Annotated in this window: 26 protein-coding genes and 1 pseudogene; 21 read left to right on the top strand and 6 right to left on the bottom strand. The window is 38.3% G+C overall.

The window, feature by feature from the left end:
- Positions 1–343 precede the first annotated feature (343 nt).
- Positions 344–681, top strand: a pseudogene (locus QP794_RS24040) (metal-sensitive transcriptional regulator); the annotation flags it as partial.
- On the opposite strand, the gene QP794_RS24035 reads toward QP794_RS24040, so the two are convergent.
- Positions 621–962: a hypothetical protein gene (locus QP794_RS24035; RefSeq protein WP_285079379.1), complete on the bottom strand. Its 342-nt coding sequence runs from the start codon at positions 960–962 to the stop codon at positions 621–623. The pseudogene QP794_RS24040 and the gene QP794_RS24035 overlap by 61 nt on opposite strands.
- Before the next feature lie 220 nt (positions 963–1,182).
- Positions 1,183–1,659: a hypothetical protein gene (locus QP794_RS24030; RefSeq protein WP_285079261.1), complete on the bottom strand. Its 477-nt coding sequence runs from the start codon at positions 1,657–1,659 to the stop codon at positions 1,183–1,185.
- Positions 1,660–1,921: 262 nt separating this feature from the next.
- Here QP794_RS24030 and QP794_RS24025 point away from each other — a divergent pair, with 262 nt between their 5' ends.
- The 3 genes from QP794_RS24025 to QP794_RS33225 are packed head-to-tail and all read left to right on the top strand — an operon-like array spanning position 1,922 to position 2,747.
- Entirely contained in the window at positions 1,922–2,200 is a 279-nt protein-coding gene (locus tag QP794_RS24025) for a recombinase family protein (RefSeq protein WP_285079260.1), read from the top strand.
- Entirely contained in the window at positions 2,175–2,456 is a 282-nt protein-coding gene (locus tag QP794_RS24020) for a recombinase family protein (RefSeq protein ID WP_285079259.1), read from the top strand. The genes QP794_RS24025 and QP794_RS24020 overlap by 26 nt, the downstream gene beginning before the upstream one ends.
- A gap of 36 nt (positions 2,457–2,492) precedes the next feature.
- Positions 2,493–2,747: a GNAT family N-acetyltransferase gene (locus tag QP794_RS33225; protein WP_350338897.1), complete on the top strand. Its 255-nt coding sequence runs from the start codon at positions 2,493–2,495 to the stop codon at positions 2,745–2,747.
- A gap of 926 nt (positions 2,748–3,673) precedes the next feature.
- Here QP794_RS33225 and QP794_RS24015 read toward each other — a convergent pair.
- Both QP794_RS24015 and QP794_RS24010 read right to left on the bottom strand, forming a co-directional pair.
- Positions 3,674–4,849, bottom strand: a complete 1,176-nt coding sequence (locus QP794_RS24015; protein ID WP_285079258.1) for an MFS transporter — start codon at positions 4,847–4,849, stop codon at positions 3,674–3,676.
- 86 nt (positions 4,850–4,935) lie between these two features.
- Complete coding sequence (locus QP794_RS24010) at positions 4,936–6,105, bottom strand: MFS transporter (RefSeq protein WP_285079257.1); 1,170 nt, start codon at positions 6,103–6,105, stop codon at positions 4,936–4,938.
- A 189-nt stretch (positions 6,106–6,294) separates the two neighbouring features.
- On the opposite strand from QP794_RS24010, the gene QP794_RS24005 reads away from it, so the two are divergent.
- From QP794_RS24005 to QP794_RS23985, 5 genes are all read left to right on the top strand, one after another.
- Complete coding sequence (locus tag QP794_RS24005) at positions 6,295–7,155, top strand: LysR family transcriptional regulator (protein ID WP_285079256.1); 861 nt, start codon at positions 6,295–6,297, stop codon at positions 7,153–7,155.
- Between the two features lie 688 nt (positions 7,156–7,843).
- Complete coding sequence (locus QP794_RS24000; RefSeq protein WP_350338892.1) at positions 7,844–8,242, top strand: oxidoreductase; 399 nt, start codon at positions 7,844–7,846, stop codon at positions 8,240–8,242.
- Between the two features lie 728 nt (positions 8,243–8,970).
- Positions 8,971–10,113 (top strand): hypothetical protein, encoded by a 1,143-nt coding sequence (locus QP794_RS23995; RefSeq protein ID WP_285079255.1) that lies wholly within the window; start codon positions 8,971–8,973, stop codon positions 10,111–10,113.
- A 287-nt stretch (positions 10,114–10,400) separates the two neighbouring features.
- Positions 10,401–10,577, top strand: coding sequence for a hypothetical protein (locus QP794_RS23990; RefSeq protein ID WP_285079254.1), 177 nt, complete (start codon positions 10,401–10,403; stop codon positions 10,575–10,577).
- A 574-nt stretch (positions 10,578–11,151) separates the two neighbouring features.
- On the top strand, positions 11,152–12,087 hold the full coding sequence (locus QP794_RS23985) for a hypothetical protein (RefSeq protein ID WP_285079253.1): 936 nt from the start codon (positions 11,152–11,154) through the stop codon (positions 12,085–12,087).
- A gap of 115 nt (positions 12,088–12,202) precedes the next feature.
- Here QP794_RS23985 and QP794_RS23980 read toward each other — a convergent pair whose 3' ends face one another.
- On the bottom strand, positions 12,203–12,685 hold the full coding sequence (locus QP794_RS23980; protein WP_285079252.1) for a hypothetical protein: 483 nt from the start codon (positions 12,683–12,685) through the stop codon (positions 12,203–12,205).
- 607 nt (positions 12,686–13,292) lie between these two features.
- On the opposite strand from QP794_RS23980, the gene QP794_RS23975 reads away from it, so the two are divergent.
- From QP794_RS23975 to QP794_RS23955, 5 genes are all read left to right on the top strand, one after another.
- The gene (locus QP794_RS23975) at positions 13,293–13,631 is read left to right on the top strand and encodes a sigma-70 family RNA polymerase sigma factor (RefSeq protein WP_285079251.1); all 339 of its coding nucleotides are present in this window, start codon (positions 13,293–13,295) and stop codon (positions 13,629–13,631) included.
- Positions 13,583–13,816 (top strand): hypothetical protein, encoded by a 234-nt coding sequence (locus QP794_RS23970; RefSeq protein ID WP_285079250.1) that lies wholly within the window; start codon positions 13,583–13,585, stop codon positions 13,814–13,816. Before QP794_RS23975 ends, QP794_RS23970 begins: the two co-directional genes overlap by 49 nt.
- 132 nt (positions 13,817–13,948) lie before the next feature.
- Positions 13,949–14,416, top strand: a complete 468-nt coding sequence (locus tag QP794_RS23965; protein WP_285079249.1) for a hypothetical protein — start codon at positions 13,949–13,951, stop codon at positions 14,414–14,416.
- A 399-nt stretch (positions 14,417–14,815) separates the two neighbouring features.
- Entirely contained in the window at positions 14,816–16,459 is a 1,644-nt protein-coding gene (locus QP794_RS23960; protein ID WP_285079248.1) for an LPD1 domain-containing protein, read from the top strand.
- Positions 16,460–16,498: 39 nt separating this feature from the next.
- Entirely contained in the window at positions 16,499–16,678 is a 180-nt protein-coding gene (locus QP794_RS23955; RefSeq protein WP_285079247.1) for an aspartyl-phosphate phosphatase Spo0E family protein, read from the top strand.
- A 464-nt stretch (positions 16,679–17,142) separates the two neighbouring features.
- Here the strand turns inward: QP794_RS23955 and QP794_RS23950 are convergent, their stop codons facing one another.
- A complete protein-coding gene (locus QP794_RS23950) occupies positions 17,143–18,126 on the bottom strand; it encodes a helix-turn-helix domain-containing protein (protein ID WP_285079246.1) in 984 nt (327 codons plus the stop codon).
- A 646-nt stretch (positions 18,127–18,772) separates the two neighbouring features.
- On the opposite strand from QP794_RS23950, the gene QP794_RS23945 reads away from it, so the two are divergent.
- The 7 genes from QP794_RS23945 to QP794_RS23915 all read left to right on the top strand — a co-directional run bounded on the left by QP794_RS23945 (position 18,773) and on the right by QP794_RS23915 (position 25,762).
- Positions 18,773–20,068, top strand: a complete 1,296-nt coding sequence (locus QP794_RS23945) for a hypothetical protein (RefSeq protein ID WP_285079245.1) — start codon at positions 18,773–18,775, stop codon at positions 20,066–20,068.
- A gap of 446 nt (positions 20,069–20,514) precedes the next feature.
- On the top strand, positions 20,515–21,618 hold the full coding sequence (locus QP794_RS23940) for a toprim domain-containing protein (RefSeq protein WP_285079244.1): 1,104 nt from the start codon (positions 20,515–20,517) through the stop codon (positions 21,616–21,618).
- A gap of 48 nt (positions 21,619–21,666) precedes the next feature.
- Positions 21,667–22,128 (top strand): single-stranded DNA-binding protein, encoded by a 462-nt coding sequence (gene ssb, locus QP794_RS23935; RefSeq protein ID WP_285079243.1) that lies wholly within the window; start codon positions 21,667–21,669, stop codon positions 22,126–22,128.
- 93 nt (positions 22,129–22,221) lie between these two features.
- Positions 22,222–22,635, top strand: a complete 414-nt coding sequence (locus QP794_RS23930; protein ID WP_285079242.1) for a hypothetical protein — start codon at positions 22,222–22,224, stop codon at positions 22,633–22,635.
- 259 nt (positions 22,636–22,894) lie between these two features.
- Positions 22,895–23,233 carry a hypothetical protein gene (locus QP794_RS23925; RefSeq protein ID WP_285079241.1) on the top strand — a complete coding sequence of 113 codons (339 nt, stop codon included), beginning with the start codon at positions 22,895–22,897 and terminating at the stop codon, positions 23,231–23,233.
- A 246-nt stretch (positions 23,234–23,479) separates the two neighbouring features.
- Positions 23,480–24,652: a DNA polymerase III subunit beta gene (gene dnaN / locus QP794_RS23920; protein ID WP_285079240.1), complete on the top strand. Its 1,173-nt coding sequence runs from the start codon at positions 23,480–23,482 to the stop codon at positions 24,650–24,652.
- A 66-nt stretch (positions 24,653–24,718) separates the two neighbouring features.
- Entirely contained in the window at positions 24,719–25,762 is a 1,044-nt protein-coding gene (locus tag QP794_RS23915) for a DUF6094 domain-containing protein (protein ID WP_285079239.1), read from the top strand.
- Positions 25,763–25,774: the final 12 nt, after the last annotated feature.

Below are 25,774 nucleotides of genomic sequence, written 5' to 3'. Positions count from 1 at the left end.
CAACTGAGAATGGCTATTTGATTTTCTTTGATAGCTTAAAAGTTTGTGACATAAGAAAGGAAAGAGAGGGATATGAAGACCGAAGTAAGAGTATTCTAATTCTCATTAAACTTAAAGCGTTAGTTGAAAAGACTACCCATAAGTTGTTGCCGATCGGCAACGGCTCCATTAATTTTAAAAATAACGGGAGGATAGTGACAAACGTGAGGGACTAGGCTTCAATTACGAAAGAAACCTACCATTGAATATTTAGAAAATAAAAGTTTCCTAAGGGAATACATTATAATATTTTCATTGACATACCCATGGGGGGTATAGTAAATTTATTGTGTAAGGTGTCGTTATGGATCAGCCAAAAGACATACTGAGTGATAATATTAACCATGATAGTTGTTCGCTAAATAGTACTCGCAAAAGCTATCACTCAGATAAGGTCAAAATAATTTAGTTTCCCGTTTAATTCGGATTGAAGGCCAGATTCGCGGTGTTAAAGGTATGATTGAAATGGATACTTATTGCGATGATGTGCTAAATCAAATAGCATCAATTCAGTCGGCGTTATATGGTGTAGGTAAACTACTACTAGAAGGTCATATGAAAAGCTGCGTAGTGGATCGAATTCAAGCGGGAGAACGTGAGGTGATTGATGAATTATTAATCACAGTGAATACATTAATGAAGGAGCGCATCTTCAATTCAACTGCTTCCTGTCCGAAAAATAAAAATTTGTTTTTAAATAAAAGGCCAAACACTCCAAGTTGACCTTCAGGAGTTTCTGCTAGCGGTGTTCCCTCTTCAACCGTAGGAGTAGTAATTTGCACTTCAGCTACTGAAGACGATTCATAATTTGTGGTTGGTTGCTCGTCCAAGTTTGAAGCGAATGCTTGGTTATAAGCAAAACCAGCACCACCCAGTAGAGTAACCGCAGCAAGCGCTGCAACAATCGTATTCTTCTTTTTCATTATTAATGCTCCTCTCATTTTTCAATATAATAGTTTGATTCTATTCAGAAAAACGGGCATATAATCAGCCCGAGTTTTTTATAAAAATACTTCATTCATTTTGGTCCTAAAAGGTATACAGAAAAGGATCGTCAGCATTTTTGCAACGATCCCTATTGTCAGTCCCGCAAGTCGAAATCAGTGGATAGAACAGGTTATGTTTCAGTATTCAGTTGCAAAGCTAATTATTCGTATACTTCCTTTGGTGAATCGGCGTACCTTTAGTGACTTCACCTGTCGCTGTATTGATTTCTAGGGGTTCTACTAAAACCTTCCACCTATTGTCGCTTTTAAAAACTTTATAAGGGAGTGGTGGTGACTGTTCGTAGCCTTGTCCTGCATATTTTTCAATCACTGAAATCTCAACTTCATTTCTATTGATCTGTTTGCTTCCCACAATTTCATACCCAGTAGTAGGATTGGTTTTAAAATCCTTTACATACCCTTCTTCACGACTTTTCTCATCCAAATAGTTTATATCTTTTGAATAGAACATCATTCCCTCGGCATCCCTAGCAATGTAAGCATCATAGTACTCAGTTGCTGCCTCCATCGGAGTTTGGGCAATAACTCTTTCCGCAGTTGTATTCGTCGCTACTAAAATAGAACCAGCAACAATTCCAGCAAGTAAAAGCGGTAATAATTTTTTTCCCTTCATGGATTGAAGACTCCTTTTTCTGTTATATTCCTAAATAACGGAAAATCTCCTTTAGGTTTACTAAGTATAACGTGTTCAATTATCGGAAGGTTGTAAGATTTCTGAGAAATATTATTTTCAAAAGGGGAAACAACTACGGTGGATAAATTTTGAGTTGTTGTTACAGTACTGCTCGTATTAATTACTGTCTTGCTGAATCTTATCTATTTCGAGTTGAGACATAGCAACAAGGTACAAGAAGGTATTCATAGAGTTTTGTATAATGCAAATTAAAGCACATAACAAGGCTAGCGGTAAAAACTTTGATCGACCGGAATATCAGTTATTGAAGCGAGTCATGCGTGAGGGAGATACGCTCTTTGTAAAATCAATTAATCGTTTTGGCCGCAACAAACAAGAGATATTGAGAGAGTGGCAATGGATGATCGATGCAACAATTCATGTTGTGGTGATCGACATTCCAATTCTCGATACTCGGAAGTACCAGGAGTTGGAGGGGATCGGGCAGCTTATTTATGGATCTTGTGCTTCAGATACTTAGCTGGCTTGCTGAAGAGGAACGTAATGGCATTAGGTCAGCACAGGCTGAAGGTATTGCTGAAGCCAAGAAAAAAGGGAAGCACCTAGGGCGGCCACAAATAAATTTGAATACTCTTACACCGGCGCAAAGGAACACCCTGGATACTGACTATCCTCTATGGAAGAATAATGAGCTTTCGGCTGTAGAATTTATGAAAAGATTGGATCTGAAGAAGAACACCTTTTACAAGGTTATGAAGGAGTTTGAAACTCATTAGAAAGACTATGCAAGATAATGTTCGTCTTTTAAAGCAATTTGGATCCCAGGAAAGCTCCTAAACCAAGGAAAAGGCTATGCTTCATTAGCAATGAAGTTTTTACCTTTGTTCGTTCTAAATCTTTTTCCACAAATAGATGAGATAATACTAACTGTAAACAAGGATAATTTACCAGCAAAACGTTTGTATGAAAAATCCGGGTTCGTATATAAAGGGAAGACTAAACTTGGGAGGAGCGGAGTTGAATTTGTTCTGCACTATTTAACCAGAAATGCGGAACGATTAAACTAGGGAAACTTTAGATGAAAAAAATAAAATTGGACCATACATCTTAGACATATCTAATATGTGTGATCCTTTTAATTTCAACAGTTTAACTTACTTAACCTAAATATAACATTGGTTATATCCATATATGCACGATGCTGATATGGACGGTATGGTAGGTGAGTAAGATTAAGTAAGAGCAGTTTGCCGTCGCGGCTACTGCTTCTTCTCATTCAGCTATCGGGCAGGCTGGTTCCAAAAAAAATAGTAAAATAATGATATATTTGAGGTTAGGTGTGAGGTACCCGTGAAAGATCATAGGGGAATGAACTTGAGCATAATTCGGATCTCATATATTCTGGGGACAATTTCATTCTTGTCGATGTTTTTATTTACTGTAATTAGCATTACATTTTCAATATTATCATAATTTCAAGTTTTATAGCAGTTGCTTATTACAAGAATTGAAGATCAGTTAATGTGCTAATCTTTAATGTAGTAGTGTTTTCTGTAATCATTTTAGTGCTGTATTTTTTTAGTTCGAATTTTGTCATTTTGGAATAGAAATTTTTAAATGGACTAAGCTAACGGGAAACGTTAGTTTTCAATAATACAAAGAAAGCAGTTGATCAAAGTGATCATCTGCTTTTGTTGAACAAACGGGCACATAAGTTCCAATTTGTGGTATATCTCATTTAATGACATTTACTAAGCGGATGTGCTTATGAATCCTGCAGACCTATATCCAATCAATGGCCGGTCGGGACGTGACTGTCATCGGCGCTGGTGTCAATAACGCACCATTGATCCGAATGCTGAGCTCGACCTGGCGTGCGTCACAGTGCGCGATCGTAACCAGGTCCTTTTCCGAAAGGAGTGAGATGACTTTGGGGAGGATTGCCTGGATCACGTTGGGGAGACACAGTTAATTTCCAAAGTATTTTGCTTTATTAGTTGCATGAATTACTACTAAAAATACGTTTTTTAGCAAAGGTTAACTTCGTTAATACAGAAATTAAAGCAATTGTTGCAAATAAAATTCCACTAAATAAAAGACTTCCAATCCCAAATTGAGAAATGAACCATCCGCCTATTGCAGATCCAAGTGTTATTCCTAAATTAGCGAACGATAAATATAAACTATTCCCGAATTCAGGAGCATCCTGTGTTTCAGTGCCTAACCAGGTCTGGCTTAAGAGAAATCCTGCAGAGTGAACTGTTCCCCAAATAAAAACTATGATTATCGTCATGGTAGTATGATTTCCGCTTAATCCAAGTAAGCCGTAAGTAATAAGGAAGATAATTGGATATATAATAACAGTTCGATTTGTATTTTTTTGTAGGAAATAACTAAACAGGAAGTTCCCTATCAGTCCAAATAATCCAAACGCCATAAGCATGACACTTATCCACGTGCTTTGTATATTAGCAACTTTAGTTATATAATCTGCAAAGTACGTATAGACTGAAAACATTGTTGTAAATATTAAAGTTACAGTTATAATGTTTAACCAAACTGGTAATCTTTTTAATATAGAAACCTGCTTACCATAAGATACTTTATGCTGAACTGGCATAGAGGGCATGTAAAATGCTATGCCTAAGAATGCAATTAAACTAATACCTGCACAAAATAAGAAAGCGACTTCAAGAGAAAGTCTCTCCGCAAGAAAGGAAGTAATAGGAACCCCTGTAACTGTACCAAGTGTAAGACCTGCAAAAACTTTTGCGCTAGCACTTTTTTTCTTTTCAGGACTTGAAACCTTCTCTGCAACTGAAATGGCTAATGGATAAAGTACTGCAAGAAACAATGCAGGAATAATCCTAAATATAATTGCAATTATGAAACTTGAACTATAGGCCAGAACTACACTAGCAATGATTACAATAAACATGATAAATAGTAACATGTGTTTTCGATTAAAAGCACCAGTACTTAAAGTCATAATTGGACCAAAAATAGTTAAAACTAGAGCAAATACACTTACTAAAATCCCTGCTTGAGAAGTGGATATTTGGTATTTATCGGTAATTTGTGGTAAAATCCCTATAATTCCCATTTCATTTGTTATGGCAGCAAATATGCTTAGGAACAACATTATGATTACTATACTGTTTTTACTCATTACAAATACTCACCTCTAAACTGTTAATGTAAATTATTTTGTATAGATAATAATTGTAAGAAATTAGCTCTAGCATAGTACTAACACTATTTAACTTTCACTTTAACAAAAGCATAATTTTTTGCTATCCATGAAACAATTAAAGCAACCATAATAAGAATGAATATTGCCCACGGTATTGTTTTTGCTCCTAAACCATCAAGAATTATTCCTCCTATAGCACCTCCACCTGCAATTGCTATATTCCAAAACGTTGCACTCATTGGAATCGCGATATCTATTGCTTTCTCGCCTGTGGCTTGAGCTAGTGCCGTTTGAAGGAGAGTCGCTGATCCACCAAATGAGAGTCCCCATAACCCAGCAGATAAGAAAACTACTATTATATTACTACTGTAGAATGCTAATAAAAGGGATGATACAGCAAATATAACCAGACTAACTATTACCAAAAGTCTAAGCCATCGATCAATTAATGCTCCTATTAACCAAACACTAATAAGCGCAGCAAACCCAAAAATAAGTAAGGTTAATCCTGTATAACGTTGTAAACCAAAATTACCTAGGAACGGTGCGATATAGGAATAAATAATATTATGAGCTAGCATCCAAACTAAAATAACAAATAAGATAGTTGGAACTCCAGGCGTCCTAAATAATTTGGCTACCGAGGTTCGTTTTCCAGGTTCTTGACCAGGAAAATCTGGAACTTTCCAAAGAACCAATCCAATTACGATAAGTGATAGTACAGACATAATACAAAAGACTATACGCCAGCTCACTAACTCGCCTAAAAATGTACCTGCTGGCACACCAAGTGATAAGGCTATAGGCGTTCCTGCTAAAACTATGGCTGTCGCCCGTCCTTTAAGTTGTTCTGATACCATTCGCATGCCGTATCCAGCTATCATTCCCCAAACTACCCCTGCCGCTACTCCAGCAATAAAGCGAGAGACTAGGATGAAAACATAATTTGTAGATATTGCAGTAAATGTATTGAATATTAAGAATGTAGTAAGTGTTAAAAGTAAAAGTGGACGTCTCCGCCAACTTTGTGTAGCTAATGCCACTGGAACTGCTGCGATTAACGATCCTAGACCATATAATGTGACAAGTTGTCCAGCTAATGATTCTGAAATATTTAATTCTTGCGCGATTTTGGGAAGCAAACCTGCAGGGAGTGTTTCTGTCATGGTTGCGATAAATCCTGCCATAGTTAGAGAGACTAATCCTAACAATGGAAACGAAAATTTTGACACTTTGAAACGCTCCTTTTAATTGATTTAAATTAGTTGAATGAAGATAATTAGTATGGAATTCTTCTCTACATCAATCAACTTAGTTGCTTTAAGCTACGCTCTATTGTAGTGTTAGTATGTAATTTAGTAAAATAGATATATCAGAACGTTTGGTTCATTAAAACTGATAGGTAAAAAGAGGTGCTATAGATGGAACTTCGCCATTTAATTACTTTTAAGACCATTGTAGAGAAAGAAGGATTTAAAAAGGCGGCTGAGCATCTAGGTTATGCTCAATCTTCCATTACTGCTCATATAAAAGAACTAGAGAAAGAGGTAGGGAATCCATTATTTGATCGTTTAGGGAAAAGAATTGTATTAACTCAGTACGGTCAGCATTTTCTATCTTATGCAGTGAAGATTATAGATCTTTATTCCGAAGCACTGCTAACAAATGAAGAGCCAACTGGGGAGCTAACAATAGGAATAGCTGAATCACTTACAATTGATCGGATTCCAGCCATTCTTCTAGAATTTAAAAACTTATATCCGAATGTTAATCTTTCAGTAAAATCAATAGAAAATTATCAGGTAGCATCACGTCTTCAAAGTGGCGAAATTGATTTAGTTGTTGTATTTGAAAAAGATGACTGGTCTCTTCCAGAACTTAATTGTGAAGTTATTAATAAAGAGAGAATGGTTTTAATAAGCCCACCAAAGAAAGAAAACTCGAAAACGGTTAGAACGGTTCTGTATACGGAAAAATCGTGCAGTTATAAGGCTGTTTTTGATCACTACATTAATAAGAAACAAATTGATGTAAAGGAAAGTTTAGATTTCCAAAGTATAGAAGCCATTAAACAATGTGTTAAAAGTGGACTTGGGATTTCCTTAGTACCCTATTTTTCCGTTAAAGAGGAAGTGGAAAGTGGTAAACTTTGGGCAGAAGATATAGAAGCAGATTCTCCAGCTATTTCAACATTTATTGCATATCACAAGTACAAGTGGTTATCTCCAGCACTTGTAAAGATGATTTCTTTAATAAAGAATCATTCTAAAAGTTGGGAGTAGATTAGAAATGAGGCTCTCAGAATTTTTTGATAATCAATGAAATAACATACGCAACAATCAAGCGCGAATGTGTAATAGCATTTGCGTTTTTGTATGTAAAAGGCCAGATTGTTGAGGAACGTTTTCAATTTAGATATGTAGAGCAAAAATTGAGAGTGAGAAGAATTATACTTAAATTAACTGGTCAGTTTTATTAAGGGAGATTTTTTCCTTATGTACCACTAAAAGTGAAGGGATACTGCAAATCATTAACCCTCCGAGACACCAAGTGTTAAATTACCAGTAAGCTCGTCACTCGTTGTTAGCGCTTGAGTGTACAATTAAATGATTCTAAGGGCATAAGGGAGAAACTGATGACCATACTGAGTGAGTACGACTTTTTTGCCAATCGATCAAAAATATAGGTTTTCCGATTTCAGCTTCCAGTTCTTTAAATTTACGTTGTGACAGAAGACCGAGTGTAACCCGAGATGATAAGCTTTTCCACGGTAGTCTTTAAGGTAATCAAAGGCGGAGTACCATATCTTCATCCAATCATTATATTCAGTTCATTTTTTTTGAATGTTTAGTTCAGTAAAATCAATTTTACTGATCAACTATGCTGTTTTATAATTTACTTTGTTTGAAGAAAATAAATCAATATTAGCAAGATTAACAATACAAATTACCTGAAAGGTAGATGTTAAGAATGAATCAACATCATAAATTGTTTGAACGAGTTCAGATCGGGACCACTTTTGTAAAAAATCGTGTGGGTGTTGCTCCAATGACACGTACTAGTGCTTCACCAGAAGGTTTGGTTACAGATCAAATGGCTGCGTATTATGCTTCTTTTGCTCGTGGAGGATTTGGTTTTGTTATTACAGAGGGAACCTATACGGATGAACTATATAGTCAGTGTTACTTTAACCAACCAGGTTTGGTGAATGATGAACAAGCAAGCGCATGGAAAAAAGTTGTAGATACTGTTCACGAAGCTTTTTATCTTGGCCAAACAAGATTCTGTAGTTGGATATGTAGACGCGTGGCACATCTTAGCGAAGTTTTCAAGAGCTGCATTTTATGTTTTAGAAAATGGTGGGCATAGCGTGCAAATTGAACAAGTGGTTCTTTTCAACGCTTTGATGAATGAATGGCTCGATCGAGTCTAATGACTGGTCCTTCTTTATGAATCGGAAATTTTTTAAACTAATCTGAAAAATTACCTTTACTAAAGCTTCCATATTCCAATATTATAAGGCTGGCAAGAACTCATAAGCATTGCTAATAATAGTGAATACGTAACGTACAAGAATTGATGCTACTATACAATATGACAATTACGCTAACGGGAAACTTTAGTTGTAGTAAAATAAAATTGGACCATACATCTTAGACATATCTAATATGTGTGATCCTTTTAATTTCAACAGTTTAACTTACTTAACCTAAATATAACATTGGTTGTATAAATATATGGATGATCGTGATGGTGACGGTATGGTAGGTGAGTAAATCCTGAGTTTATTTCTGCTGTAAAAGGCATCATCGCGGCAAGGTCGATTAAAGACGTACAAGAAGCAGTGCAGCGACTTCAAACGAATATGGGGGCAACCTTGTTTATAGGAACAATACCAACTACCTCCTTTCAAGTACCGTGCATACTGGTGCTTCCACTTACCTATATGTGAGGTATTAGTATGAATAGGCGGTTCTCTAAAGGTCAATAAATATTTCCCCAACACCCAACCACTCATGCTCGAAGAGTGGTTTTTCTATCTTACAATTTCAGGTAAAATACTTTTAGACTACCTAAACCTGAAATGAGGATTTGTAATGAACCCATACATTCTCGATAGCACCTTGCTTGAGAATTTCAAGCAAGCCGTAAGCGATCATGACGATTTCCTGATTAATACATACAGAAATTACAACGGTAAAAACTTCTGGAGCATAATATGCTCAGCGAAGGACTGGCTCTCCGTCAGCGTGAACGGTTTGCCGCACATCAATCTGTCCCATCCTCATGACGATGTTCGTTCATTGAATTTTTTGCAGCTGATCACGACATACGATCTTGTTCTTCAATCGATGGAGCAGCTCCATCGTGTCTTCGAGATAGAATACCCGCTAAAGAAGGACGATTCGGTATTTAACGCGGCAGTTCCAGACGATGCGTACTTCGCGCAGATCCGGGCATGTTTTGGGGCACATCCGGTAGATTTAAGGAGTGCTGACGGAACCCCGCCAGACAAGAAGAGTACGGACAAGTACTTTGCTTCTTGGTCTAGTGATGTCGGGGGTATGGGCGATTACGCGGTTTATCTCTACAGCAACAAGCCTGATGAGGTTCAACCGATTCGCTTCTCAATGAGCTTCGCCAAAATTTATGAGTATACGGTTATGCGATACGATCTCTTATCGAACGTGGTAAGCGAAATTAAGAAAAAGAATGGTATCTTTGTCGAGAAGCAGCGGCAGCGGGAGATTGGGCGTAGTTCAAACATTGTCGAACAGCTTCAAATATTATTAGAAGAAAACAATGCTCGGATCGGTGATAAATCGGGGTATCAGTTTGAGATCGAGACGATGATCGAGCTGTTTACTGCTTCGCAGGACTTTCCTGAGCAAGAACGGCAAGAAGTAGCTAAGTACTTGAAGTCCCTTCACCTATTGGTTGATGAGCTACGCAATGCACTTCAGGGCATGACATTTACAAATGAAGATGACGATACGGATTCCGAAGAACTGTCCCATTGGCATCTTCTGCATGCGAGACCGAGAAGGTTTAAAGAGGTATCCTACGACTTATCCAAATTATTCGAGTACCTGCACAATCCGTATTATGAACCATCATTACTGGAGTATCATATCAAGCGTCTCGTCGGAGCAGGGGTGTTGCCGCCTTTCGTGGACTTGGAAACAGACAAGCTTGACCTGCAGCTCCTGCTCTATGCGAAGCTTGCTGAGAATACTTGATCGCTTGTCCGCATTTCCACTTAATGGTATCGTAAGGGATATGTATTTGATGAGTGGAGAGGTGAGTTTCTTGGGTAAAATAACTCCTGAGGTTAGAGTAATAATTGAGAAGCACCAGTACAATAAACAACTGCGTAAATACTCGGACATGCACTTCTTTAACGATAATTCCTACTTTCCGCAGGGTCAACTCCAACAAAGACGTTGAGCATGCAAGAGCAAGTATCTACAATCGGTTTGATCAATACAAGAAGGTATACCCTCTTGTTCGAGACGATATTGAGGATATGGAAATAGCGGCAGCTCAGTTTGAAATTGCCGTAAGGAAGGTCATTCAAAATTTCGATAACCCTAATAAGGACTTTAACTATTCCGTTGAAGAGCTTCAGGGATTGATTGATTCGGTCTTTGAATGCCAGGACAAAGTGAATGAAGCAGCTATCAGAAAAGCAATGCAGGACTAATCCCTATATGCTCAACCCAACCACCCAGTCTCCAAGGGTGGTTTTCTTTTTGCCTTTTTTGCTCTCCCGAGCGCAGAAATTTGTCGACAATCTTTCAAAGCGGAACGAGGTCAAAGCCTTAAATCGATCCGACAATACGATTATTAATGATCGGTATCTAATATTATCGACTTGTCAGGGCGCAGCTGGCACATCAAAGCGATTCACCCACCATGGCCTTTGTTTATCGTTGAACTTCAAAGAATGGGAATGATCTTACAAGTGAAATGATTGAGAGAGCTTTGAGACGCATTGGCTGGAAGGGCTAGGGGTTGGGAATTAGAACCTCCGTCCGAATGAGATGTTTGCTTGTTACAAATGCTGATGCGATAATTCCATTTTATTAACGGGTAACATTGTACAGAGAGTAAGGAGCATCCTACAGAGGACTGCTCCTGTTTCTTTGTAGACGAACAATAGAAAAAAATAATTTGGTTTATTTATAAAATTAGACCTATTTTATACGATAATGTATAGTTGTTATCTGAAGAAAATAATTAGATTTCTATTGTAGCAAATAAAGGGAGGGAGTTATTTGAACAGAGTATTACATAACATTCATTTATCACAGGCACTGACGAAGACATATCGGAAATACGGGCTAACCAATGATGAATTTATTGTTTTAAATTCGTATTTTCTTCATGAGGGCTTTTATCATTCTAAAATCGACTGGTTTGAACTCTCAGACACGACAGGAATGAGTGCTCAGGATTTAAAGGGAGTGTTCTGGTCCCTAGCTGATCGAAAAAAAATCATATTTGACGGTGATAGTATTGATAATCAAGCACTATATCAATCTTTAAATAGAATTCAAGAGGCTGAGAAAAGTATTAGCCAGCGGATCTCAGAAAGCATCAATTTGTTCAAGGATATGGGGTATAACAACAATAAACACATGGGCTACGTTGTCTTAATCCCTTATCAGGAAGGTATAGCTGTGACAAGCCAAATGGATGAGGGGTGGACTTCAAGAAGTGCTGAAATGTGGACGAAGGAAGATATGTTGCGCCTATCCGATGAAATACGCACATTTGCAGAAAAAGTTGATCAAAACTATATAAATAAATACAACAAAGAAGTCGAAGAAAGACAGGAGTTACAACTCCAGATAGAACAAGAAAAAAGAGAACAAAGGGAGGAAAAGAAAAGACAACAATCGCTTCCCAAACCTGGATTTGTTGTACTTTATCGCGATACGAATAATCGCTATTATTTCACGTATACAACCTCTCTACCATTAAAAGAAAAAATTGAAAGAATCAAGTTCGAAAAAGGCGATGCAATTGCAATAATCCATACATTTGAAACAAGTCATACTCTAAAGTTCTATCATTACTTTGTAAAAGATCAATTCTCGAATAGGAGAATAAAAGATAACCCCGATTATTACGCCCTAACTGATGAGGATGTATTATTCATAAAGGAAGAAAAGTTTCCTTCTAATGCAATGGAATGGATGGTTGGATAAATATTATTCTGTAGACGAGTATCAGCTGGTGCTACATTCAAGAGTGAGCATATATCGAATCAAGAGCAAAAAAAAGGGAAGAGTCTAAAAGATGACTCTTCCCTTTTTTTGTGTTCTAGTTTTCAGTAAGGAGTTTATCTACAGAGGCACAGAAGGCTTCATAGTCAAATGAGTTAGTTATTTCGTATCTTTGATAACCATTGCTATTACCAATCGAAATTTGTTTACTGTTATCAACACTAAAGCTCGCTACTTCAGAATTATCACTCTTGTTGCGAATGTAGATGGTATAGGTATAGGCCGCATTACTATCATTAATTGGTTTATCTACTTTCTTTATGTCCAGGCCTGATAGTTGATTTGAAACGTCCTGGAAACCATTCATATCCATGGTATGTGTTAAAACATCTTCGTTTGTATCAGTTGATTTAGGGATACGAACGATCTGCAGATAAGCATTGTCAACATTGTCAACCTCGTCAAGAACAGCATTTTGAAAGGTCGTATTTAAGTTTACAAAATAATAAATAGCAAATGCAGCGACAGCAATTACGATCCCTATAACTCCACCAATTAAAGCACGTTTCTGTTCTCTCATAAGTCACTTCCTTAATTAGTAATTCTAAACAAACAGTTTAGTAGTTCTTTAGGTCCTTTTCCGAAAATTCACCCCCGCAAGAAGGATCTAATGATGTAATGTATCTTTTAATTATACATAAAAATAGGAAAATATAACAGCGATCATAGAAAACTTATCCGAATCTTAAATGTCTTGTTTCAATTCTTTAGTTTCCTTAACGTAACAAATCCAGTTGTATATAGAGTCACATTCTACAGATTTATTTCCTCTTGTAATTTCTGGTTTAATCTTGACGTTGAACGGATTGAATAGCTTCAGATAGTTCCTTTAAGGAGTCGTCGTGTCGAGCTAATCGCTCTCCTATGGTGTCTAACACGTAACGTACCAAAATGAAACATAGAGTAACTGGGAATCCAACATTTGTGATTAATGTAACGATGTCCACTACTTCCATATTCATACCTCCTTTCTTATCTACTGTTTAGGGAAATTTAATAACATAAATTACAACTAAGAGGAAAAATGATATAATAAAATTAGGAACATTTGTTCTTATTTTGGTTGTAATATGCCCCCTAATTTTTCCCTATTTACATAGATAACTTTTTTGAAAGGGGACAAGAAAATGGAGGAGACACATGAAGTTTATGAGCGATATAAGCGTGAGGTTTACCGAATTGGATGGCGTATCCAGTACAGAGCGAAAAAGATTCGCAATCAGGAGGATCCAATCTACGACAGTATCCCATCCCAGAATAATTTCACAAATTCCTCTGAGAATAAAATTTGGGTTCATCAGTTATTGGATCAGCTTCCTCCTAAAGGAAAAATGATTATTGATCAAATCTATATGCAAGGGCGAACAGAAGAAGAGGTTGCACATAACTTACAAATTAGTCAACAGGCGGTGAACAAATGGAAAAGGAAAATGATCCAAGAATTATCACAGATAGCGAACTACTAGGACTCATTGAAGCCGCAAAAAAAAAGGATCCTGCCGCAATGTTAAAACTGATTGAACTTTACAAAGAAGATATTGTCCGAATCAGTAACTTCATCTATATGCCTACTGAAGACGCCATATCAGCAATAACGTTAGAGTTTTTAGAAAGTATACTTAATCCTAAGGACAAGTCCAGTACTGAGTAACGATAAAAGAAAACTTAAAAATTATTTATCCCGCTGGTTGTTAATGAACCGATAAAAACTCCCTAATATATGAGAAGGAAATAAAGCGCGCTTAACTCTCTCAAAATAACAACTAAATGGAGGATGATAATTATGGCAACATCTCGTGAGTATGCAACTAGTATTACAGTAACCCCTGCGGAACTGGGTAAGATGATTATTGCACAACAGACTGTGCTAGACTCAGGAAAGTTCAGTACGGGCGCAGCAGATAAAGCAGCTATCATTGCTGGCTTAGGCGGTATCAGCGCGACAGTTCTGGGCTTGATCTTCATAGCAAGTGCACCTGTGAGCATCGCAGCAGGGGTTGCTGGATTGGCATTCTCTCTCTACTCCTATGGAACTGGTGGAAAGATGGAAGACGTGCTGGAATACGGTATTTCAGGGATGAATAAAATTTTGTCTGAAATCAACGCATATGGCAGTCGCTATAGTCAGTTCCAAATTAAATTCCCTTTCTTGGAGTATACAATGCAAGATGGTACAGTACTTCGCTTCATTCAGGGACAAGGCGTAGTGGAGCGTGCTCGCTCCGGTGGCGGCTGGGAGATCATTAACTAATTTTCCCAAATATAGCATTGAGATAGGCAGCGACCACTTTCCAGTATGGGAAGTGGTCGCTTTATTTTGTCTTGTTAACCCTAAATCGGTGACAAGTTGCACTTCATCGATAAATTCAATAAATTTACAATCGTCTTGCTCTACGGTATACTCAACATATTACGAAGAACTATTCATTTTCTTTGTCACTTCATGAGACAAAGACGGAGCTGCTAATTGAAATTAGCTAAAGCAGACCATTTCAGGAGACTTAACACATACGGGATACGTATGTTTAGTCTCCTTTTTTGCGTTCAAAAAGAGGAGGATGAGATCATGTAATCTCTATAAACCATGTTGCCCGGTCACCGGCGGAGAAAAAAACTCCCGCCAGGTGCGGGAGAATATGGAGGTATTTAAATGAGTCAATTATCACTTTTCGAGTATTTTGGTGTTACAGCGCAAACTGTAGAGAAAGAAAAAATGAAAAGTCAAAAGTATGTTCACGATGTAGGGGAGGAACTCCTTGGAGCACGAAAACACACAATCAACAACGTATATTACAGTGGTCCTGAATTGGAAACAGACCCAACCACCGCCTACGAACTTTGCTGTAAGAATGAAATCCTAAAGGACTTTGATTACCGGGAGCTTAGAATTAAAGGATTCTCATCCGAGACGGCATATGCTGTAAAACTGATTCTTGATCGCGTTAGCCAGCGGCCAGAGGATAGTCCAGTAGCAAGGAGGGGCTTTGTTAAGGGCATGGCTGAACTTCGTCGAATTTTACTTGAGGCGAAGGATAAATCAGACTTAGAAATCGTCATTCAAGCTATTCGTGAGAATCTTCGAATGGCCAGAATGACGGCTTCAACTTGTGAACCTATAGACCGGTACTGGCTTACGCTTGGGACCAGATTCCGTTCTTTATTTCTTGGTACCCGGAGTACACGGCCACGCTATAACGAATTAATAAAAAAGGCTTTCTCAGAAGAAGGACAGGATTGGAAATGGTTAGAGAAAAAACAAACCACTGGTGAGCGGAAAAATCGAAGTGAGGTTTGGATCAGAAAAGTACCGGATGAAGTGATTCGTCTATCCCAAGAGGAATCAGGTGTGAGTAAGCCTGAAGACCTTCAGCGAGTTTTTGGTTTTAGAGGAGTTCAGTTTGGAAACTGGGTCAATGATGATTCAGGAAAGTACCACGTACTTTGTTGTGGCTCTGCCTTAACTGATCTTGTATCGTTTCTTCAGATCCCACCCAAGGCTGTCACATTTTTTGGACGGTTAGGTATTGCATTTGGGGCTCGTGGTTCCGGCGCTGCCCTAGCCCACTATGAGCCGAGATCCAACATCATGAATATTACCAAGATTCGAGGTGGAGGATCATTGTGCCACGAGTTGGCTCATGCCCTCGATTGGAATTTGTATTCTTACTCCCATCAATTTACCAATGGAAGAAAGTTATCTATTACAGGGAATAAACCTGGAATGTACCTTCCACCTGAAGTGGGGAGGGCTGTAAAAGCGTTGATGAAGGAGATCAAAGAAGGGGAGGGGCTAAAGCGGGAAATCATACCGAACCCACTTCCTATAGAGTCAAAAGCATACGTATCAGGTGTTGTAAATCGATTAAAGCAGCATAATTACGATATTAATGCCACATTGGTATCTTTGAAGCATAGTTCTTATCGAATTAGCTCTCGTGCGTGGAAGGATATTGCCTTGCTATACTGTAATATGCTTGAACGTGAAGGTAAGAAAGTCCCCAGTGAAGTTCTTATACCTTCAGACGAGAGTAACTATTTGTTAGCTTCAAAACAATTAGGTGCATATTGGAAAAGAGATCACGAGCTGTTTGCCAGAGCATTTGAGTCTTGGATCGAAGACGAACTGCAGGCAGCAGGCAAAACGAATTCGTATTTGGTTGCGGGGACGCAATGTAGTGGACCTTACCCATCAGGATATGAGCGCGAAACGATTAATGAAGCCTTCCGCGAGTTTTGGAAAGCCATTCAAAACTCTGGAATCCTCAGCACTTCTAATGCTTGGATCAGTAAGTGATGTCGTGGGCGAAGAAAATCATATCGGGAGGGTCTTCTAATGGAAAAACAAGATAAAGAAACATTGAGTCATAAAATAGAAACAAAACGGAGTGAACTGATTAAAGTAGGAGAACAGTATGGTCTATGCTCTCCGGAAGCAATCAAACTCTCAGAAGAGTTAGATAACATTCTGAATCTGTATAACCGACTGAATCTTTCTAAAAAGATTAGCATATAACTCATTTTAACGCGGCGATATTAGCCGCGTTTTTTTGTGGAGATTATCTTCTTCCTTGTAATGATTCGTTGTAATTCTTAATTCCTATTAAAGATTGTTATTATTTGTTCTCAAATTTTGAGAGAAGATGCATCAAGATTTGAGAGGGGTTTTCTCGAATTCTGAGAGACTTCCTCTCAAATTTTGAAAGAAGATCAATCAAAATTTGAGAAGCGTACACAATTCTCAAAAAATGATATACTGCTAGTCAAATTTTGAGAGACGACAAATCATTTATATTTCCGTCTCTCAGAATTTGATAATCGTCGCCTCTCAAATTTCGAGAGTCTATGTTTTAAGATTTGAGAGGCTGCTAATCAAATACTAACAGTCTGACTCTCAAATTTTGAGAAGCCTTTATATACTTTGTACGTTCTATCTTCAACAAAAAAAGACACCTGAATATAAATTCAGGTGTCCTAGTTTTACTGATGTATGAAATCAAAACGTATCTCGTCAAATTCCTTATTAAATTCTAATAATGCAGCTTTAATGGTATCACTCAACCGATTGCTCATCCACTCTGCTGTAAATGAAGTGGGGGAGTATACCGTAATAATCCGTTTTCGTTTAATACAGAAAGAGTTTTTCAACCATGTGTCGAACGAAGGTTTACTCATCTTGGATTTGAGGAATGCTAATACATTGCTCCAAAGAAGTTGATCCGACTCCGTCTTTTCTGTATTTAGCACTTTAACCTTAGACTGGGTTTCCTTTTCAATGGTCTGAGCATCTTTAGCTTTACGGACAACTTTACCGCGTTGAATCACTTTATCATATATTTCCGAATAATCCAGGGACGGATCCAGATGAATAACCTGGTCCAAATTTTCCACGATGTTCTGCATATATTTATCATGGTCCACACGCAGCTCGGTGGGTAGCTGTTTGTAAAGATCCTCCGGCAAGAAAGGTACCTTTTTTCTAACTTTGAACAGTGGGCTTTCTTCCAGGTTGTTTTTGTCTGCATTCTGGCAGTTAAATACCACCACAAAACCATATCGTTCTAAATCACCCAGTATCCTCTTCACCGTGTTTCTACTTTTATTCATCTTTTGGGAAATTAGTTTGAGATCCGGGAAGCAGTAATCCTTATCTCCATAGCAATATCGTTTGAGATGCCCGTATAAAGCTACGCCCTCCGCGCTAAAGAAATGTCCCCAATAATCCCATATGTAATTGCTTATGATGGTCATATGACCATCTACATGAGGAATAGGTTGTCCATGTTTATCTAGGGAGAAGCGTCTAATCTCCTCTTCAGGAATGTAGATTTTCTCCAATTCTTTTTTCTTATAGTGCTGCTGCTCATTATTTACGACTCTCGTCTTCGTTTCTTCTTCACCGGTGGGACGATAACGGTAATACAGTAATTTGTGGTGTGATCCCTTTAGGTTTTTGTCAAACATCGATACTCTCCTTGTATTCTCCCGTTGGCACGATTGAAATAAGTAGAGACTTCACTTTTTAAAAACCCTGTGCTAGAATAAACACAATATGTTTGCAGAAAGAGAAGTCCCTTACTTCCAGCAACTGATGTAGTACGCTTGGCGGCCGAATACATCAATTGTTCACGTAGGGGCTTTTTTTGTAGTTAAAGTAGTTAAATATGTAATATACCAATATATTAGCTAACAATAATACTAACAGCAAAATGGGTGCATTAAAAGACATACGCATCCAAAATCAGTTAGATACTCATGCGCATCTCGACTATAACATATTAATATATAAGGGTAAAGGTATTTAGGTTGCACCTCAATTTCCTCTGGTCTTATGGAGCAAACCGCGACTTTAGTGGGAATCTTCTTACAATCCAGAGAAAGCAACGAATATCCATTCAGTAAGAGTCGGCCTACTCATTTAAAACCACTATTCAAAAAAAACTAAATTTGCCGTTATATATATGTATACTCCTAAGATTTCTATTTCTCTAAATAATTTGAGCTTCGATAGTATACATAAGGAGATACACTAGATAAAGTTTTTGCAACCGACAAATTCAGTAAAGGATGAAGGATGAATATCATGAGATTCGAACGTTGGCTAGATGAGATGAATATCCGAGGTCAGGCAAGAAATTTCTTTGATGAGTCAATCATGTGTTTTAACGTAGGTGCCTATAGGGGAGCGCTAATGTTATCCATGTTAGGCTTTCAAACCATAATTAAAGACAGAGTCTTAAATGCATCAATAAAACCACCTGGTTTGGACACAGAACAGTGGGATGAAATTCGAGAAAATCTAATAAAGCCTGAAACTTGGGATACCCAAGTTATAAATCTTGCTGGAGATAAGAAACCAGATATTATCAAAAGATTAAATCGTTTAGCTTATGATAATATCAGCAAAGTATTGGCCTTGACGGTTCCCCAAAGGAAAAAATTTGCATACTGGCTGGATTTAAGGAACAACTCAGTACATGGAAAAGAGGAAATCGTTGCTGCTCATGTTGAACTTTTTTGGCACTTCATACAAGAGAATATTGGAAAGTTCTATGTAAATGGAGGTGTCAAAGGATTTATTCAAAATATACAGTTCCACTTTGATCCTTATAACGGAAAGGCAAAAGATAACTTTACTTCTCTACTATCCGAACTGCCTACAGTTGTTGAACACGGTGATATTAAGACAATATTTTCTGAAATATATAATGTATTAAAAGATGAAATGTATTATAGGGATTTTGTACTTAAGTTTTGGAAGGAAATATACACATCACCTGATGTACGAATTCGCGAGGGTTTCATCTCTTACTTGGAAGAATGTGATACTACGGAGTTTATAACGTTTATTGTAAATGACCCTAATATCCTTTCTATTTTAGACAAGACACATAAGAACCTTAGGGAAATGTGGTTAAAGAGAATAGAGACCCTAAGCAGATTTCCGAAAGCATTTGATGAGATTTTAGTTTATCTACTTGAGTCTAATAAAATTGAAGAGGTTAATCGGAATCACGTTTGGGAGCAATTAGCTAAAAGAAGGCTTCTAAACATTAACTTTATAGGGGTTATTTCTGAGGCTCTTGGCTCCGTATTAAAAAAATATGGTTATTTTGATTATTATTATGATTACATTTCTGACTGGCCTACTCACTCATATATACAAATGCAAAATTATTGGTATAAAGATGAGTATGTATTTCCAAATATTCTAAGGTATGCAGAAATGAATGTTAAAGTAGCTAGAACTTTAACTCCAGCTTTTAAAGAGGCCAGATCTACGGGTACATTTATGCAGGAGATCGAGCAGGTATTTGCGGAAAAACCTGAAGTATACCAGAGGTATAAAGAGTGTTGTATTGAAGAAGGAATAGAAGCTTATATATTCACAAGGCTGGAGAATTAATGTGCTTTTGAAACAAGAGGGTTTCTTCTTTACCCTGTTTCAACCCAATGCTATACTATAGTTAATATGAAAAACGTTTAATTTTCTTCGCACTTTTATAGTTCGCGAAGACGGAGTTATGCTTGAATGCATTTTTTCAAATATAGTATTCGGATGATAACAAGGTCCCACTACAGGACTGTACTTTTATCATCGAATATGCCAAGGAGACACATTCTACTTATAGAGTGTGTCTTTTTTGCTTTTTTCACTTCTTATTTAGGAGATACATAACAAATATTTGGAGGTATATTATGAGACTTCGTAGACTTAGAAACATGGATGGATGGTATGAAATTATGACTATGTGCCCGATTTGTGGACACAAAGGATGGTGTGCAATCAACCAGAAACAAACAATTGTGCACTGCATGAGGGTTCCATCGGACCAATACTATGACTCCAATATGGGAAGGCAATACCGTCACGAATTGGTACCAGGTGCCATTCCAAATCATGAAAAAATTGAAATTGAGCAAGTCGATGCAGTTGATAAAAAACCGAATGCGCATTTGGATCGTGTGTACCGAGCATTGACCAAAGAACTGTGCATTTCTGTAGCTCATGAAATTCATTTGAGAGAAGCACGGAACATGTCAGATGATACAATCCGTGTTCGAGAGTATCGAACCATGCCAGAAAGTGAGCGTTGGACGATTGCAAAAGAAGTGGGCAAACGGCTTAGTTCAGATTCAGATCTGCTTGGAGTTCCAGGATTCTTTGTTCAGGAGGGTAAATATGGTCCGTATTGGACAATGTCCGGATACAGTGGACTAATGGTGCCATTTCGTTCTATCCAAAATGAAATTACTGGTTGGCAAATCAGAGTAGATTCCCCTCCCCTGGAATTGGATTTGAAGGGAGCCGTAAAAGGTACGATTAGACAGGAAATTGAAAAAGACCATTTAGGTAACCGGCGCGCGCTTTGTGCGTTAACCGTGGGAGGCAAGGAGCTGGAAGTCCAGTTAACTGTAAAGGACAAAAAAGTCTGCATGAAGGATGAACAGTTCATATTCAGTGTTGAGTTGAAGCAATCACAACGTTACTGGTGGTGGAGTAGTGGATCAAAAACCAATGGTGCTTCTATAGGAGGGCCTATTCCGTATCACTTAGCTTTACCTTCGCCTTGTTTGCGTTATTGGAACTCTGACAATGATGCTGCATCGTTAATCGACTGCAGCGAAGTTTGGGTGACTGAAGGTGCTTTGAAGGCAGATAAAGCCGCAGATGGTCTTCTAAAGCCAGTATTTGGCCTTCCTGGCGTTGGTTCTTACCCGCTCATACTGGAACCACTGAAAGAGCTAGGATGTAAGCATGTAGTCATTGCATTTGATGCAGACAGCGTGAAAACACCAGAAGTTCAGCGTGCCTTGGAGCTTTGTGCAGAGTTCTTTGCTGCCAACACAGATATGAAACTGAGTCTGGCCATGTGGGATATCTCACTTGGTAAAGGAATTGACGACCTCCTCGATCAGGGTTACATTCCCCAAGTTTCCTTATTGGTGGAGTAATTTTTGGTGAGATTGGGAAATTAAAATAACTATAAAGGGGTTTTTACAATGTTGAATCGTGTTATTCTAATTGGCCGCCTAACTCGCGATCCGGAGCTACGTTATACTCCCGCGGGTGTAGCCGTAACAAATTTTGTTTTGGCTGTTGAAAGACCATTTACTTCTCAAGGAGGGGAACGAGAGGCTGACTTTATTCCCATTATTACCTGGAGACAGCTTGCTGAAACTTGTGCGAACTATTTACGCAAAGGTCGGTTGGCTGCAGTAGAAGGACGTATTCAAGTGAGAAACTATGAAAACAATGAAGGGAAACGTGTGTACGTCACGGAGGTAGTTGCCGACAATGTCCGTTTCCTCGAGTCCCAGAATCGGAATAACAGTTCCAATGGATCAACTCAAGGAGGTTATAGTCATTCTGGCCGGCAGGAAGGTAATCAAGCGAATTCTCAAGATCCGTTTTCGTACAATGGAAAACCTATTGATATCGCCGATGATGATCTGCCGTTCTGAAATTGACGATATAAATTAGGACTCCTCACCCACCGCGGGGCCACATTATTGGTGCTCCCGCGGAATTGGGGCACTACGAGAGGAATGAGGTTTATGACCAAATTCACAGGTCAAATATACGTATTACATATGATGAGTGGGCAGTTATCAACTTATGCTAACGCTGAGTGGGAAGTCATTAAACAAATGGCTCGAGAAGAAATCGAAAAGAAGTTGAAAGATACAACTTCTACAATCTCTGGTTTTATCGAAATTATAAAGATTAATGTTTTTAACGCGGAAGAGATCCTGACGATTTGGAATGGACAACTCAGTGATGAGAAGGTCATGGATTCGCTCGATAGCTTAGATGATGGCTTGGAAATGAATTGGGAAAATAAAAATGCTTCAGAGTGGATACAAAGAATTGTTGCTATAGGCTTAGGGAGATCTATCGAACACATCGGTGATGTATGTAAGGATGTCATGCTAAGTAGCACGACCCTGGGAGGCATAAAGAATGAATAATCACGTGCAGACTTTATAGCATAGGAATTGCCTTTACAAAACGTAGTATTGGCTATGTTTGTGTATATGTGCCTGCCTACTAACAAGGAATATTGCAAGTGGTGGAATGCTGATACTTGAATGATTGTTGACTCAAGAGGTGGCTGATTTTTGAAATACAGCAATGTTATTGCTGATTCCGGAGTACATCAGTCGTGAAGAAATAAAGTTAATATATAAACATTAGTTTTTGATTGAAATAGTTGGGGGTATATTTGAGATGAATATTATTGATGTATTAAACAATAAATTAGGGCGTATTCGCATCAACACAGGAACTGGGGGAGGATTAGGACACGCCATGTGTTGGGTAGAAAAGACAAAATGGGCGAATGAAGCTTTAACTGCCCTTTATTCTATGGATTGTGAACCAATTGCTCCTATACGTGAAAAACTAATGGAGCAGATTGTTCAAATTGCTGAAGTACCACACACGTTTCAGGTTCAATGTAATTTAGAGACACGGATGAACCATCATCTTATCTGGTTTACACAGATGAATATTGCAAAAAAAGCGCATTTACAACTTATTGATTACGTAAAAACGATAGCTTCGTAATTTTGTTCAAAAGGATCTCAAAATATTGAGGTCTTTTTTGTTGAAAAGTCATTGTGCGAACGTTATAATTACGTCATTACGAACCATTTTAATTTTTACTGTTACTTTTGTAAGCAGTAAAGGAGTGCAAATTTTAAATATCTGGCAAGCATTTAGCCATGGAGAATGAAGAAACATACCACCGGTATGTCTTTTTTGTTTTCCATGGCTTTTTTTGTTTGCTCCAATTCAGGAGGATGAGAAAAAGTGGAACAATTATTGGACATAAGACACCAGGAACAAGTAGATGGAGAAGTACAACCTACGATAGCATTTGAGATTGAACATGAGGATATTCTTAATATTCTTAGCATTTGTGAAAAAATCGTTCCTAAAGTGGCGACCATTCCGATATTAAAGAACATTAAATTTAACCTCGATGGAGATACACTGTTTATTACAGCAGTGGATACCGAGCAATCTTTACTGCAAATGGTAAAAATTCATAACATGGGAGAACAAAAAGGTAGCTTTCTTTTTCCAGCCAAAGAAGGAATCGAGCTCGTCAAACGGCTGCCTAATGGGAAGTTAACTTTTGTCAAAGAGAACTGGACTCTATTCGTAAATTACGGCAGACGCGGAAAAGCTACCTTAACTATCCTCTCGGCCGAAGAATATCCAACGCTACCTCAACCGGTAGTTGATGAGTTCATCCAAGTACCTACAGATGTTTTGAAGAAAGGTGCGCTTGGAAAAGAGATGGCTCTTATTGATGAAGCGACACCGGCATTGACTGGAATTTGCATATCAAATTTCGATGGAATGCTAGGTTTTGTTGCAACAGATCGACATAGAGTATACAAGTATGTCTCCAATGTTGAAGTGACCGAGGAACAAATTCAAACATCTTTGATCTCTGCAAGAAGTTTTAAGCAAATTGTGGATTCATTCAAATGTGAACGGGTGGATATTTGTCTTACGGAACATTACCTGGTCATACGAGAATCTTCGACGATTTACTTTGGACGACTTATGGATGCGAACTTCCCATTAGATGCGCTCGAGTCAATCATGTCAAATGCTGAAAAGGGAACCCTAATTACATTTTCCCGACATGAACTGGAAGATTCGTTAAATCGTGCATTGTCACTGGATGCAAAAAATAATCGTATATCATTAGAGATTGAAGAAGCAACTGGATCCTTAGTGTTACATTCCCAATCGGAGACCAGTGAAGTTTCGGAATATTTCGAGGATGCAATCATTGACGGAGAATGTCCGATCATGAAATTCAACGGAAAGTATTTAAAAGAGGCTTCCAAAATGGGAGATAAAAATATCAACAGGGTTTTGCTTCGAGTTAGAAGCAGTGGTTCTCCAGGATTCTTAAGTTTTGAGGCGGATCCTTCGGTTACAATCGTTATTAACCCCGTACGTTAAAAAAATCAAACACAGGAGCTGGCTTATTTTAAGTCAGCTCCTGTTCTATTTTAGGAGGATTCATCAATGAGTAACGAATTACGAGGGATGTTTAATCGAATAACTAACAACAAAATTAGAATGGGTAACTATGAAACCACGGATCAGGATATGGAATGTATACGCAGCTTAATCCAATTTCCGAAAGACCCATTCTCGGTGGCAGACTTCTGTGCTGGCAGCGGTAGAGCTTTAGAAGTCCTTTGCAACGAAAGTTCTGCCGTCTCCTTTGGTATTGAACCCAACGAAACGAAGTACATCGAACTTCGGGCACGTGCAGATTTTGCTTTGTTTGGGGGGTATGAGGAGTGTCGGATTTCCCGAGGGTTTTTCAGGTTCATGTACCTCAATCCCCCTTATGATGCCGATAGCGAGACGGAGAAAACAAAAATAGAGCGAAAAGAAAAGCGGTTTTTGCGGCACTTGTTACCCTATGTATGTGTGGACGGTATTCTAGTGTACAACATTCCAAGATATCGGATGACAAAAGACATTGTGACTATGATGGTGGCGAATTTAGAGGATATCCGGGTGTATCGTTCACATGACGAAACGTTTAAGCAGGTGTATGCCATTGGACGCAAGCGGGCAGAAAAAGTGATCGATCGTAATGAAGTTCAACGAATTCTATCTCTATTGGATGAGGAAAACGATTTGGAAGTCATACCGTTTTCGTCAGATCCTCTATACCGTGTGAAGCCAGGAAATGTGACGCCTAAACTGTTCCGATCGATCCGTATGGATGTTGAGCAGATTCGTTCAACTATTGCTTCCTCAACACTCATGAGAAAATCAGTCGAATGGACAACACCGCACAAGCCATCGGAAAAACTCCAACCTTTGCTACCGGATAAGGAAATGCATCGAGTCATGAGAATGGCTTCAGGGAAGCTAAATGGCCGAGTAGGAAGAGGAGAGTTACTGCACGTTCTCAAAGGAGTAGTGAAGAAGAAGATTGTACAGATTACCGAGGAGAGCCCCCAAGAAGATATCATTATTGATCGAGAAGTCTATCAGATCACGTTTAAGACCGTTGATCGATTCGGAAATGTACGGATAATTCAGAATTAATAGGGAGAGGAC

The sequence above is a fragment of the Paenibacillus sp. UMB7766-LJ446 genome, assembly GCF_030226665.1.
Classification (GTDB): domain Bacteria; phylum Bacillota; class Bacilli; order Paenibacillales; family Paenibacillaceae; genus Paenibacillus; species Paenibacillus vandeheii.
This window is presented reverse-complemented; position numbering and strand designations above follow the sequence as displayed.